Consider the following 13,492-nt stretch of genomic DNA (forward strand, 5'->3'; position numbering starts at 1 on the left):
GCCTCTCATCCCGTGGGGGAGAGGTTTGGAGAAGGGTCAAAATCTCCGTCACAAAACGATAAATCATAACTTATGTATTTTTCTTTCTTCGTATGAAACAAACCTACTGCTTTTTAAGGAACATTTAAGATATTTAAAATATTTGATACATCACCAAACACTTTTAAAACATCAAATAACATAGACTGCAAAGATTTTTTATGTTTAATTTATATTGAATCATGTAAATAAATGTTTACAGGTTATTATTAATAATTAAAAAAAGTAAACGCACCTTGCCAATAAGGTCAAAGTGCGATATCTGCAATATTCTTATTTTAAGAATCAACTAGACACAGAAAACTAGACAAAAAGCAGATTGTAATTCTTACCTTCTGCCTCTGGTTGGTGAATCTCGACTTCGCTCGATTACCGCGCAGTCGTTCTCTACGTTCGCGGAGCGTGTCGTAGACAGAGGCTGCGCTAACGCCTTAGCGTCTCTGTTCTCTGCGAGAGGCTACACCAACGCGCAGCGTCCTGGAGGGAAAGAGAACCACTGCCTTTTACACATCTTGCTCGCTTAACTCGCGGGTGATGTGGTCAAAAGGTTCATCAACAAAAGCGGTGTTGGTAATACCTGCACCGACAACTTGAGACTTAACCAAATCCTTGAGAATTTGCACACCACGCACTGTAGGGCCAATGGGTACACCCAAAGAATTGTAGGTTTCCCGCAAGCCTTGTAGCACCCGCTCATCTAAAACATTGGTGTTACCTGCAACCAACGCATAAGTAGCGTAGCGCAAGTAGTAGTCCATATCTCTTAAACAAGCTGCCAAACGACGAGTAGTATAGGCATTACCACCGGGACGAATCAACTCTGGTAGTTCTTCAAACAACTTAGAGCCTGCTTGCTTGACAAGTGCTGCTGCATTAGAGTTAATTGCGGCGGCTGCTTGTACACGAGCAGTACCACTATCAAAATATTCTTTGAGGGTATCGATCGCATTCCGGTCAAAATACCGACCAGCAACGTCATAATTCTTAATTAAGCTTGTTACCGCATCGCGCATTCCTTCTTCTCCCAATCGTTGCTATCTATGATTTGATATTAATTTGGTTGCACTACGCACCAGTAATAAATTTTTGTGCTATTAAAAATAGATTCGGCACAAAAACGATCTATCTGTTACTTATGGATTCTATGCCAAAGTTGACCCCTATGTGATTAACTTTCCCCTTTTGTGTAGATATCGAAAGAAAGGTTAATATTACCTGTAATCCAGGCGTTCTGTAACAAAGGCTACAAAAATAACTAATGTTTAGAATCTAGGATATTTCAGGTGTGTCATCAACTTTGTTCCAATCAGTAGGGTTTAGATGCTTTGGCGATTCTGGTTTGAATTTAAGAAATTGGCAGAGAAGGAGTAAAAATGACAACTGCACAAGAAATCTTGAAAAAAATTCAAGATGAAAAAATTGAGCTGATTGACCTCAAGTTCATCGATACAGTAGGTACTTGGCAGCATCTCACCGTCTACCAAAATCAAATCGATGAAAGCTCCTTCACCGACGGCGTTCCCTTCGACGGTTCTAGCATCCGGGGTTGGAAAGCAATCAACGAATCCGACATGACAATGGTTCTCGATCCTAACACTGCGTGGATCGACCCATTCATGGAAGTTCCTACCCTCAGTATCACCTGTAGCATCAAAGAACCCCGTACAGGAGAATGGTATAATCGTTGTCCACGGGTTATCGCTCAAAAAGCTATCGACTACCTAGTTTCTACTGGTGTTGGTGATACAGCATTCTTTGGCCCAGAAGCTGAGTTCTTCATCTTCGACAGCGCCCGCTTTGCCCAAGGCGCTAACGAAGGCTTCTACTTCCTAGACTCTGTAGAAGGTATTTGGAACTCTGGTAAAGAAGGTACACCAGATAAACCCAACCTGGCTTACAAACCCCGGTTTAAAGAAGGTTACTTCCCTGTTGCACCAACAGATTCTTTCCAAGATATTCGGACAGAAATGCTGTTGACGATGGCGAAATTAGGCGTACCCATCGAAAAACATCACCACGAAGTAGCAACTGGTGGTCAGTGCGAATTAGGCTTCCGCTTCGGTAAATTAATCGAAGCTGCCGACTGGTTGATGATTTACAAATACGTCATCAAGAACGTTGCTAATAAGCATGGCAAAACTGTTACTTTCATGCCAAAACCAATTTTTGGCGATAACGGTTCTGGTATGCACTGTCACCAGTCTATCTGGAAAGATGGCAAGCCTCTATTCGCGGGTGATAAGTATGCAGGTTTGAGCGAAATGGCGTTGCATTACATTGGTGGTCTTCTCAAGCACGCACCAGCGCTGTTAGCAATTACCAACCCCAGCACCAACTCCTACAAGCGTCTAGTTCCTGGTTACGAAGCACCTGTTAACTTGGCTTACTCCCAAGGAAACCGTTCTGCTTCTATCCGTATTCCTCTGTCTGGGACTAACCCCAAAGCCAAGCGCCTAGAGTTCCGTTGTCCAGATGCTACTTCTAACCCCTACTTGGCATTTGCTGCCATGTTGTGTGCAGGTCTTGATGGCATCAAAAACAAAATTGACCCAGGCCAGCCCTTAGATAAGAATATCTATGAACTCTCTCCAGAAGAACTGGCGAAAGTTCCTTCCACACCCGGTTCTTTAGAACTTGCATTGGAAGCACTAGAAAACGACCACGCATTCTTAACAGAAACAGGCGTATTCACCGAAGACTTTATCGAAAACTGGATTGATTACAAACTGGCTAACGAAGTTAAACAGTTGCAATTACGTCCTCATCCTTACGAGTTTCATCTCTACTACGACGTTTAATTAATAAGCGTATCTACGAGTGTAAACTGCCACCCTTGCGGGTGGCTTTTTTTGACAATTCTTATGTGTTGGTTGTGGACTACTGACGTTTGACTGTCAACTGTTAAGTGTCAATGAACCTCATAACTCAATACGGTTCAGTTAAGCTTTTGATCCTCCCTAACCCCCTTTAAAAAGACTACGGTGTACACACAAGTCTGATAACCTAGTCCCACAATCTTTTGATCCCCCCTAACCCCCCTTTTTTAAGGGGGAAACAAGAATCAAAGTCCCCCTTTTTAAGGGGGATTTAGGGGGATCTAGAAGAATTGGGTTCTACTAACTGAACCGTATTGCCTTATAACTGTGTAATTTAAAGAAGTCATAGCTGACTATGAATATTTGACTATTAATATGCTCTTTACATATTGTACTTAGGTATTATGTTGTAATTTAAAACTAATAATCAAAAACTAACTTACTCTTCAAGACTATGGAAAAACAGAATAATTTCTGTTGCTGCACTATGGCTTTGGGTGAAAACTACTGCGCTTTAGCATTAGAACTAGCCAAAGACCTGGAAAAGCATTCGCCAGACATTCCTCTTGTCGTGTTGACAGATAGTCCTAAGTATTTTAAGTCTCAAAGTAACGTTTTGGCATTTAAACATCATCAAGTAAGCTTTGGTTGTTATCACGATAAGCGATTTGCGATCGCCAAAGCAATTTCGCTTTTCAACTCTTGCTTATTTCTGGATGCAGATATGCGTATCCTCGCTCCTATCCCCTTAAACATCAAATGGCAACCAGGAATTACAGCCAAAATCGTCTGGAAAGATATCACCAAACATAATAAAAATCCTTTTGAACTAAAACTTCTGCATCAGATGGCGAACAAGTTAAGCCTGAAGCTAGAGGATATCGATTTTGTTCATGAATGTTTATTTGTTGTCACAAGAGATTCAGGCCTTGAATTAGAATTTCTCAATTATTGGGGCAAAATTGCCCCCTATTTTGAACTGCGGGGTTTTTATAGAGGAGAAGGACACACAATAGGTTTAGCAGCAGCAAAAGTAGGATTACCTATTAGAAGAGATGCAATGAATGAGATTGTGTTTTTTAAAGACAAATTAGAACTACAGGCAATTAAACGTGGTGAAGCTAATCCTTTAGATACAGCCGAATATTTTGAGAAGCAACGCTCTTTAGAATACCCTACACGTTCAATTATCAATAAAGCTTTAAACAAGGTTAAAACCTCGTATTACAATCTCTACCGCTTACTCAACTTATTAACTATTACTATGATGGACTTGAGATTTTATGGTAGGTAGCTAAATTTTTAATTTAAAAATCTAAAAAGTATATTTTCAATAAACACTATCTATAAGTAGATTAGGGGAAATAGCTCGTTGTTTTAAATATTTCCCCTAATAAGATACAGATAGCAGCATTATCAAAACTTAGCTCATCGACGCATTGCTACTGCCATAAATCGCGCGTGTAGTTGGGTCGATTTTGCCTTGAGTGGGATTCCAATAATGGGATAGTTCTTCAGCAGGAAGACCGAGTTCTTGTGCTGCACGCATCAGCATGGATTGTTGACGGTTCTTAACTTGCTGATATTGGCGCATCATGATTGCACGAGACTTTTCTTGAATAGACATATCACAGTCCTCCTATTGAGTTTGAGTTCGTTTGACTTCTTTCCATAATCAATATATCAATAATTCTGTATCTTATGCTACGAAATTGCTAGTTTGTAATATTTTTTAATATTTGCTGTAATGGCGATGGCGTAACCGCCCAGCATAGCTGATCGCGGTTTTTTCCTCAAAAAGATAAGACGTTATCATTGAAATAAGGATGGTGTAAGAAATACCTTCCTCAAGAGTGATAGTTTATTTGTTACATTAGTTTACATTATTCTCATGTAGGAAATCTTCGCTGAGGCAGTGTGAGTACAGGTGTTGAGACAACCTCAATTACTGCCAGTCACCCAAGTTAACAAACTCACATAAAAGTATGACAGTTGTTTATCCAAAGAAATTTCAGAATAATTTGAGTGCGAGGGATGTTCTCAAGCAGGTAGTGCGCGATCGCGAAGTTCACCTGATTACCCTCAACCGTTATCGTTATAGTGAGCAACGCAGTTGTAAAGACCTGACTGATGTTATTGAAAAGCTAAATGGTAAGCCACCAGAACTAATTAAAGATTTATCTCACCACATTTCCGATGAAGCACGTCATGCGATGTGGTTAACTGATTTGTTGGTGGACTTGGGTGCAGATGTGGGAACTCCCCCAGGAAATTCCTACATTGATGAATTTGAAAGGTTACTAGATCAGGATGCCTACGTTGCTGCGGAGGATCTAGAAGATGGTATTATTGCTGCCTTAGCTGCGATTAACGTCACTGAGAAGCGTGGTTGTGAGTATTTCTCTGCCCACATTTACGCCCTTAAACAAGCACCCCAAACAGAGGAAAATATTAGAATCCGCGAAACCATTGAAAAAATTCTGCCAGAAGAAGCTGGACATGTTCGTTGGGGTAATCGTTGGTTAGCGCAGATAGCAGATAAAAGTGCAGAACATCGCCAAAAAGTCGAGCAAGCCAAGCTCAAGTATGCGGCTATTGAACAAGCAGCCTTTGAGTCAGGGATGGATATTACGCTAGGTGCAGAACTACGACGAGTTGCTAACTTAGTGGAAGTAGCAAATACTATGCCAATGTGGCAACGTCCCCAATATCTCATGGAACGCCTACCACAAACTTTGTTAGCACCCCAATTGCAGTTTACTAGACTTCAGCTTGCACAAAAAGCCTGGCAGCGTGACCCCCAAGCCTTTATGGAAAAGTTTGTGCCAATGTTTCTCAATGGTTTAAAAAAGCCGGAGAATAACTCTAAAACAGCAAAGGTCTAGAGAAAATCTGCACACATGGGGATGTTCGCGTATTGTGCATTAGACAAGCTTAATTAAAATTAAAGCTTGATGATGGGGTAAGCATTTTGTTTGCCCCATATTTTTTTATCAAAAAATCTTTAATACCAGTTGTCCAAAATTCAGCAAGAAAGACTTATGAACCTTTGCCAAATTTGGCTTTGTTAATTTTGAATTGATATAACTTTAGGTAGATGCACCAAATTGAAATGATTCACCTGAATGCCGCTTTAAAAAGCAATTCAGAAATATATCTCGTGTGAAAAGTACTGGTACTGTCAATTTGGACGACTAATTACATTATTTTTGTAATAGCGGGTTAAAAGCGACTGATAACTGCCGAAAAAGCTATTAAGAATGTTGCAAAGTCTTTAAATTTGCTGGTTATAAAACCAATGGTGATTGCCTGTTAAAGATAGTAGTGTGATAGGTTGATGAGCATACGCAGGCGATCGCTAGACAGCAATTTGGGTATTTTCTATGAAGCTTCTACGTCCTGTACCCCGATGAGGAACGGGATTTTCTGGTTGATTACGCTTGGGTCTATTGTTTAATGAAACCATATATTCTGTATTAGAAGAGTTTGAATTGCGATTAGCCATTTCCAGGCAATCAAAAATCAGGGAACCAAACACCAGACTTGTAACTAAAACTGGAACAGCAGCACGCATTTTAAAAGCCTCTTTGTAAATCTCTTATTTATTGCTACTGTGTTTTAGGTGACGAGTCCGGAAGATTTTGTGAAAAAGTAGTGCTTTTTACTGAAAACTTAAAAAAATGTGCATTCAACAAAGGTCATCCACTAACAACCAATGACCAGAATGATTAAGACGACCCCAAATTGTTAAATGTTGTTTATCTGACAAAGCTTGTAACTGCTCATCTATGTGCGATCGCAAAGTCACTAGCTGCCAAGACTGTTTCAGGTTAGCAGGTGGTGTGGCGATCTCGAATCTGTAATCTTGCTGATTTAAAATATGAATAATTCCTGTGAAACAGTCTGATCCCCGTGTAAATACCTGACCTTGTTTTCGGTGATCATACTTATCAACAGCAGCCGGACAATTACCACTTACTGGATATAGTTGAGGCTCCTTGATGTATGACAATTGCCATTGCAGCCATTCTGGATGGTCGGGTGGTAGATTAAATAGAGGTGCGATCGCCGCAGGAGAGCGATCGTCTTGTAATAATGCTTCCTGTAGTTCCTGTACAGGCAAATCTCTCGGCTGACAGCCTAATTCTACACATATAGCCGCCGCCATTCCCGCAGCTTGGCCGATACCCAACACTACAGGTTGTAATCTAGTCGCCCCATTGGCTATGTGCGAAACAGAGATATTCTTTTCACAAACCAAGAAACCATCTGTAGTAGTCGGAACTAAACAACGATAGGGAATCGTAAAAGGCGTACCAGTCCAACGTCCACCCCAACGGATGGATTTAGGTTGTAGTGGCAAGTTAAACCCCGGATAATGATGGTCATTAGCATAATTACCAATAGCAATAGTATCTGGAAACAGAGATGCTACTCTACCGCCTGGAACTGGCAAAATATCCTGTTCTGTAATCGTAGTCAGTCCTATCAAACGGCGACTTTCTCTGTAGTATGGATGCAATGCCAACGCCGATGAAGTGTCAGGAAAAACTTGTTCTGCCAAACCATAACGCCTACCTAGCTGCTTTTGGATGAAATGAGCAAAATTTTGGCTATGCCAACGAGATTCCTGGAAAAAATCATCCTTAGCTGCTGCTGATTCTATCAGTCTTCCTACCCCTTCACCGTAGTCATTGCCACAAATCGGCCAGTTAATCATAAATAGATTACCAGGCAAACGCCCATAGTTCAAGAATTGCTCTGCACCATAGTTTTTCCAAGCATCAGCAAACAGTGCCGGATCATAATTAGGCGCAGGAGGAATTTCTGGCGCAACTGGTTCTACAAAATCCTGCATCACTACTACCCAAGTAGGTGACTGCACGGGATATTTTTGGGTTATCTCATTAAAACTACTAGGGGCGCTTGGTTCTCCCCACTCAGACTGCAATTCCCAACCCCAACGATAAGGAATATCTGCTAAAGCTAGTAAATCTCCTAACTCTGTACCATCAATTGTGATTTTTGCTTGTACGGTAAAGTCGGCAAACCTCACACCAGTAACGCGATTTTCTTGACGCAAAACTTCTAATGGTACTTGTCCACAAATCCAATGCAGATTCGGTAATTCCTTCACCCAGTCAGCAAGAATTTCTGCACCAATACGGGGATCATAACTGAAAAAACTCACCCAACTATTATCTAAGCCCCCTGCTTGTCGCTGTCGCAACTCTTGTAAAAACGCACCCCATAACCCCGTTTGAAATGCCAATAATTCATTTCCATCAGGTGCAGATACCCCAGCCGCAGTTAACATTCCCCCTAACCAAGAAAATTCACTCACCAAAATAGTTTTTGCACCCCGTCGCGCCGCTTGAATAGCCGCAGCCGTTCCTCCAGTACCACCACCAACGACTAACACATCAGTTATATAAGTTTGATGAACCATTTTTCTAACCTCACTAAAATTTTGTTTAATACGATGGGTACAAAAATGCCAGCTTTACAGCATACTCAATGATCAGAAAAAGCGACCACGAGAACATATTATTGCTGATTTAAGTATTAATTATGTTAAAAGGGACTTTTCAAGGGAGCAAGAGATTTATTGAAATCAAATTGAATTAGGCTCTTAAACAGCGTATATATACTGATAAAAATCTTAAATATTTGGGAATTATAGGTAATAAAGATAGTTTGATTCTTTCATTTAATACACCAATTATTTCCCAATGGCACTTATATTAACTCTTTTATGGCTACATGTTTCGATATTTTGCCATGAGATGGGACATTTTATCGTAGCCAAAATTTTTGGATTTCAACCCTATTTAGTCATAGTTGGTAGTGGACATAAAATATTTAATGTTAAATTACTTAATTCTTTGTTTGAGTTTAGAATAATTCCTAGCGGCGGGATTACTTATACATCTAATTTAACCCTAGATAAAGTGAAAACTAAGCTGGCATTGATGTATCTAGCTGGCCCTATGGTTAACTTGTGCTTTTGTTTATTATTCAGCATAATTTATGCAAAATATATTTTACAAATAGCAGACCCAGGATATTTGATTAGCATACCTATTATCATCTGTATTGAGTTTTTGTTGTTTGTTGGTAGTATCCTACCAACGGATGTAAATTTATATGGTAATGTTTTCTCTAATGATGGTAAGCAACTAATTAATGCTTTAACAAAAACTGAGCAGCAATTTATTCAGAAACTTTTAGGTTTAGACAGGTATACAGATAAGAAAACTTCTGCACCAGATTTATTTAATAATAATTTAAAAGTCTTACAAATATTATATAAGGTACAAGCAGAATTTAATAAGAGGGACTTTGCACAAGTAATTGATTTATTAGAGCAAATATTACATTACCCCGGTCTACCTAAAAGGGATCAACTTTATATAATTGATATCTTAGCTTCAATTGTTATTAATTATGGAGAAATAAAATATTTAGATAAAGCTGATAAATGGTCTGCACAAGCAATAGCTTTATCTAGCGATATCAAAACTATTCAAGGAACTAGAGGAGCTATCCTGGTTGAGTTAGGTAGATATAGCGAAGGTAAGGAAATGCTATTACCGTTCACAGAAGAGGGTAATGAGGCAATTGATAAAGCGGTTAGTTGTTGTTACATTGCGAAAGCCGACTATTATTTGGGTAATGAAGATAAAGTCAACAATTGGTTAGAAAAGGCTGGGAAAGTTGGTGCAGCACCTCTAATTCTCCAGAGGATAAAAAAAGAGATTAATTATATTTGAATTAAACATCTTTGGAATTTTTTAAAAGTAAAATTAACGCTCCTCCCGAAACAATTCCACCAATCCAACCCAACAGACTATTTACTATAATCCACCAGCCAGCTTGCTTAACTACTGGTCGCATTATCCACCATTGAATTGTTCCCACTACAGGGCCAGCCCAAAATAAAGAATTTGCAGGGTCTTTTCCTGACAACATGAGGGAAAGACAAACGCCAAAAGTAGTACCCAGTATCCACTGCTTTTCAGATATGGGAATTTGTCGCCTTAATACTAATGCCTGCATATAGCCGATGGTTAAACCCATCGTTGCAGCTAGAACTTGCTCACTAATTATTCTACCTAGCGGTTGTACCAGCATTTGGGCGATCGCACCAATAAAAGTTCCGGCAATTAAACCTACAACATTGACTAACACCCACTGCAAATAAAAACCTAGTCCTACTTTCGCGGGTTTGGTAGTTACAGGTGGAGGTGCAGATACAGGCTGTTGGGGAATTTCTTGACGATACTGGGCAGGAACGTTTGGTGGTGGAGAATGCAAGGGAGGCTCGGCTAAGTATGGATTATCCCCTGAATGTGTCATCGGTAGAGTTGGTGTATATGCTGGTGTTGCCGATGTTTGCGTTGGTGCGTAGGCACTACCCAAATTCTGCACCGCCGCTAAAGCTTCCATAGCTGACTGATAACGTTGGCGAAAGTCGTAACGTATCATCCTATCCAATACATCCGCCAATGCTGGGCTTACGGAAACTAAATGTCGCCAGCGAATTTCTGCCGTCTGTATATCTTCTTCTAACTGATGCGGCATTAATCCTGTCAAGGCTTGAATCCCCATCATACCCACAGCATAAACATCGCTGCTTAATCTAGGGCTACCACGACTTTGTTCACTGGGCATATAGCCAGCCGTACCAATGCCTACAGTCATTTTAGTAATACCTTCACCATTAACTACCTGTGTACTAATCTGTTTCACTGCACCAAAATCAATTAGTACAACTTTGCCATCGCTATTACGACGAATCAGATTAGGTGGTTTGATATCCCGGTGAATCACATTATTTTGATGGACAAAGGCTAAAGGTTGGAGAATATTTTTTAATAAAGCGACAGTATAGTCTTGACTCAATCGTTTACCTGGAGTCAGTTCATCACTCAAAGGATGCCCATCGATAAATTGTTGGACAAGAAAAAATTCTTCGTGTTCTTCAAAGTGTGCCAGTAGTTGGGGAATTTGATCGTGGGTTCCTAACTTATGTAATAGCTGCGCTTCCGACTCAAATAAACGCCTAGCTACTTGCAACGTCATGGGATCGGTAGCCATCGGCTGGAGTTGCTTGACGACACAAAGATTATTGTAGAGTTTGATGTCTTCGGCGATGTAGGTTTTACCGAAACCACCCGCGCCCAAGACTTTGGTAATTTTATAGCGTCCGTCAAGCAACTGATTTAACATAAATGCGATCGCCTCCGATAGAGCGTACCCTACCACACACAATTAAAGAATGTTTGTATTTTAACCTCAGTCTGACAACTGCCAAGGGGGGAGTATTTGTTCTTAGTTTTAAGTTTTTTGATTATATATTTCGATTATTTCGTTTATGTAGTTTGATATATACTAGAGTTACACAATTATTAAAGTTCAGTACAATGGCTATTCAATCTGAGCATCATCAGTCTTTAGAGTCAGTCATCGCTCAAGAACAAGAAGCTTCAGATATTCAAGAAATCGAGCGCATACTTAACATAAAAGACTTTCAACCAAAACTATTAGGAGCTAATAAAGAAGCAATTACTATTCCTGAGTCGCTTTATCAAGTGTTGCGTCAAGTTGTCCATGCAATGTCCTTGGGTAAGGCTGTATCTATAGTTACTTATGGTCGAGAACTCACAACCCAACAAGCCGCCGACTTACTTAATGTCTCACGCCCTTATCTCATTAAATTACTAAAGCAAGGCGACATTCCTTATATCAAAGTAGGCGCACATCGGCGTGTGCGTTTTGACGATTTGTTGAAGTACAAACAGGAGCGAGATAGTAAGCGCAGACAATTACTAGATGAATTAATTGCAGAAAGTCAAGAACTAGGGTTTTATGAATGAGAACTTTGTTATTAAAATTTGATTCGATAGATTGGATGTAGCCTTTATACTACAAATCAATGTTACGTGCTGTGCTTGATTCCTGCGTACTGTTCCCAATGTATTTACGGGATATTTTATTACGTGCATCTGAAGCTGATTTTTACTTAGCTTTTTGGTCGCAAGAAATTCTTGATGGTGCAACTCGCAATTTGGTGTCCACAGGAAGAATTTCTTTAGAAAGAGCAGAAAGATTAGAAACCAGAATTAAAACAGCTTTTCCAGAAGCAATGGTTGAAGTACCAGATAACTTAAGTGAAAGGATGACAAATCATCCAAGCGATCGCCATGTTGTCGCGGCGGCTGTTATCGCTCAGGCTAATATAATTGTTACTTCAAATCTTAAGCACTTCAAAGAGAAGGACCTTTCTCCCTGGAACATACAAGCACAGTCTCCAGATGAATTTTTAGTTATGTTATGTGGATTAAATCAAGAAAAAATGATAGAAGTCTTGCAAAGACAGTCTCAAGGTCTAAAAAAGCCACCAATGACGCTCAAAGAATTATTAGAACTACTTAATAGAGAAGTACCAGGCTTCGTTAGCAATATTAGTAATATATTACCTGAGCAACCCAAAAACTTATAGCTCAACGTAGACTAATAATGTTAAATCTAGTATCGTTGAGCGGTGAAAAATCAGCGTGAAAGCACAGGTATTTAGAGGCGTAAATCAGCTATCTTACGAAGATATCCCCGTACCATCTTTGGAACCAGATGAAATACTGGTACAGGTGCGAGTCGTGGGTTTGTGTCAGTCGGATATTAAAAAAATTCGCTATCCTCTCTACGAACCACCGCGTATTTTCGGGCATGAAACAGCCGGGACTATTGCCGCAGTCGGTTCTCAAGTACAAGGGTGGCAGGTAGGACAACGGGTAGCAGTCATGCACCATATCCCTTGTATGCGTTGTGCCTACTGCTTGAATGATAATTTTTCCATGTGCAATGTTTACAAAAACATCTCCACCACAGCCGGATTTAACCCAAGTGGGGGTGGTTTTGCCGAATATGTCAAAGTCCCTGGCCATATTGTCGAAAATGGTGGTTTGATTCCGATCCCCGACAATATCAGTTTTGAAGAAGCGAGTTTTGTTGAACCAACCAACTGCTGCTTAAAAGCAGTCAAAAAAGCCCAAATTGCGCCAGGGCAAACCGTTCTGGTAACTGGGGCGGGGCCGATTGGGTTAATGTTTATCATGTTGGTTAAATATTTTGGGGCAAAAGCGATCGCCACTGATTTGTTACCCTCAAGAATAGAGAAAGCTCTCAACGTTGGTGCAGAAGCAGCATTCGATGCCCGTGATCCCGATTTAAGCGCAAAAATCCACGCCCTCACCGATGGCTTAGGTGTTGATGTCACACTGTTAGCTGTTCCCAGTGAAAAAGCCTTTTTCCAAGCCCTAGACTGTACTAGGAAGGGTGGAAAAATCCTGTTCTTTGCCGAATTTCCCGACGAATTAGAAATCCCCCTGAACCCCAACATTCTCTACCGCCGCGAAATCGACTTGATGGGTAGTTACAGTTCATCCTATCGCTTACAAAATCTCTCGGCGGATATCGTATTTAATCGCCGTATTGATGTGCAAGCATTAATTAGCGATCGCTATCCCCTAAAAGATTTATCAGCAGCCGTAGATCAAGCGATCGCACCGACACCAGAAACTTATAAAATCCTGATTTATCCGTAAATTAGGGGTGTTGACAGTTGACAGTTGACA

At 40.3% G+C, this 13,492-nt stretch carries 12 protein-coding genes; 7 read left to right on the forward strand and 5 right to left on the reverse strand.

The genetic code is table 11. The features are described from left to right. Positions 1-542: 542 nt before the first annotated feature. A complete protein-coding gene (gene apcB / locus NSMS1_RS04165) occupies positions 543-1,052 on the reverse strand; it encodes an allophycocyanin subunit beta (RefSeq protein ID WP_224091366.1) in 510 nt (169 codons plus the stop codon). 360 nt (positions 1,053-1,412) lie between these two features. Between apcB and glnA the strand changes: the two genes are divergently transcribed. Continuing rightward, entirely contained in the window at positions 1,413-2,837 is a 1,425-nt protein-coding gene (gene glnA, locus NSMS1_RS04170) for a type I glutamate--ammonia ligase (RefSeq protein WP_224091368.1), read from the forward strand. A 472-nt stretch (positions 2,838-3,309) separates the two neighbouring features. After that, the gene (locus tag NSMS1_RS04175; protein ID WP_224091370.1) at positions 3,310-4,149 is read left to right on the forward strand and encodes a hypothetical protein; all 840 of its coding nucleotides are present in this window, start codon (positions 3,310-3,312) and stop codon (positions 4,147-4,149) included. A gap of 129 nt (positions 4,150-4,278) precedes the next feature. Here NSMS1_RS04175 and NSMS1_RS04180 read toward each other — a convergent pair whose 3' ends face one another. Further along, complete coding sequence (locus tag NSMS1_RS04180) at positions 4,279-4,482, reverse strand: hypothetical protein (RefSeq protein ID WP_190465743.1); 204 nt, start codon at positions 4,480-4,482, stop codon at positions 4,279-4,281. 358 nt (positions 4,483-4,840) lie between these two features. Between NSMS1_RS04180 and NSMS1_RS04185 the strand changes: the two genes are divergently transcribed. Continuing rightward, positions 4,841-5,740, forward strand: a complete 900-nt coding sequence (locus NSMS1_RS04185; protein WP_224091372.1) for a ferritin-like domain-containing protein — start codon at positions 4,841-4,843, stop codon at positions 5,738-5,740. A 473-nt stretch (positions 5,741-6,213) separates the two neighbouring features. Here the strand turns inward: NSMS1_RS04185 and patX are convergent, their stop codons facing one another. Together patX and NSMS1_RS04195 are read right to left on the reverse strand one after the other, a co-directional pair. Then, positions 6,214-6,429 carry a heterocyst-inhibiting protein PatX gene (gene patX, locus NSMS1_RS04190; RefSeq protein WP_224091374.1) on the reverse strand — a complete coding sequence of 72 codons (216 nt, stop codon included), beginning with the start codon at positions 6,427-6,429 and terminating at the stop codon, positions 6,214-6,216. 114 nt (positions 6,430-6,543) lie between these two features. Then, entirely contained in the window at positions 6,544-8,304 is a 1,761-nt protein-coding gene (locus tag NSMS1_RS04195) for an FAD-dependent oxidoreductase (RefSeq protein ID WP_224091376.1), read from the reverse strand. A 283-nt stretch (positions 8,305-8,587) separates the two neighbouring features. Here NSMS1_RS04195 and NSMS1_RS04200 point away from each other — a divergent pair, with 283 nt between their 5' ends. Then, complete coding sequence (locus NSMS1_RS04200) at positions 8,588-9,628, forward strand: M50 family metallopeptidase (protein ID WP_224091378.1); 1,041 nt, start codon at positions 8,588-8,590, stop codon at positions 9,626-9,628. Between the two features lies 1 nt (position 9,629). Here NSMS1_RS04200 and NSMS1_RS04205 read toward each other — a convergent pair whose 3' ends face one another. Continuing rightward, on the reverse strand, positions 9,630-11,123 hold the full coding sequence (locus NSMS1_RS04205; RefSeq protein WP_224091379.1) for a serine/threonine-protein kinase: 1,494 nt from the start codon (positions 11,121-11,123) through the stop codon (positions 9,630-9,632). A gap of 158 nt (positions 11,124-11,281) precedes the next feature. Here NSMS1_RS04205 and NSMS1_RS04210 point away from each other — a divergent pair, with 158 nt between their 5' ends. Genes NSMS1_RS04210 through NSMS1_RS04220 form a run of 3 tightly spaced genes read left to right on the forward strand, consistent with a single transcriptional unit; the run spans position 11,282 to position 13,462 of the window. Beyond that, the gene (locus NSMS1_RS04210; RefSeq protein WP_224091381.1) at positions 11,282-11,734 is read left to right on the forward strand and encodes a helix-turn-helix domain-containing protein; all 453 of its coding nucleotides are present in this window, start codon (positions 11,282-11,284) and stop codon (positions 11,732-11,734) included. A 59-nt stretch (positions 11,735-11,793) separates the two neighbouring features. Beyond that, complete coding sequence (locus NSMS1_RS04215; protein ID WP_224091383.1) at positions 11,794-12,360, forward strand: PIN domain-containing protein; 567 nt, start codon at positions 11,794-11,796, stop codon at positions 12,358-12,360. Between the two features lie 55 nt (positions 12,361-12,415). Beyond that, complete coding sequence (locus tag NSMS1_RS04220; protein ID WP_224091385.1) at positions 12,416-13,462, forward strand: zinc-dependent dehydrogenase; 1,047 nt, start codon at positions 12,416-12,418, stop codon at positions 13,460-13,462. The last annotated feature ends 30 nt before the right edge of the window (positions 13,463-13,492 follow it).

The organism is Nostoc sp. MS1, assembly GCF_019976755.1.
GTDB lineage: Bacteria > Cyanobacteriota > Cyanobacteriia > Cyanobacteriales > Nostocaceae > Trichormus.

Bases quoted from the DNA above. Each gene is read 5' to 3' on its own strand.
- NSMS1_RS04195 (WP_224091376.1), bottom strand. From the start codon at position 8,304: ATGGTTCATCAAACTTATATAACTGATGTGTTAGTCGTTGGTGGTGGT.
- NSMS1_RS04215 (WP_224091383.1), top strand. From the start codon at position 11,794: ATGTTACGTGCTGTGCTTGATTCCTGCGTACTGTTCCCAATGTATTTA.
- NSMS1_RS04200 (WP_224091378.1), top strand. From the start codon at position 8,588: ATGGCACTTATATTAACTCTTTTATGGCTACATGTTTCGATATTTTGC.
- NSMS1_RS04180 (WP_190465743.1), bottom strand. From the start codon at position 4,482: ATGTCTATTCAAGAAAAGTCTCGTGCAATCATGATGCGCCAATATCAG.
- NSMS1_RS04185 (WP_224091372.1), top strand. From the start codon at position 4,841: ATGACAGTTGTTTATCCAAAGAAATTTCAGAATAATTTGAGTGCGAGG.
- NSMS1_RS04175 (WP_224091370.1), top strand. From the start codon at position 3,310: ATGGAAAAACAGAATAATTTCTGTTGCTGCACTATGGCTTTGGGTGAA.
- NSMS1_RS04210 (WP_224091381.1), top strand. From the start codon at position 11,282: ATGGCTATTCAATCTGAGCATCATCAGTCTTTAGAGTCAGTCATCGCT.
- patX (WP_224091374.1), bottom strand. From the start codon at position 6,429: ATGCGTGCTGCTGTTCCAGTTTTAGTTACAAGTCTGGTGTTTGGTTCC.
- apcB (WP_224091366.1), bottom strand. From the start codon at position 1,052: ATGCGCGATGCGGTAACAAGCTTAATTAAGAATTATGACGTTGCTGGT.
- glnA (WP_224091368.1), top strand. From the start codon at position 1,413: ATGACAACTGCACAAGAAATCTTGAAAAAAATTCAAGATGAAAAAATT.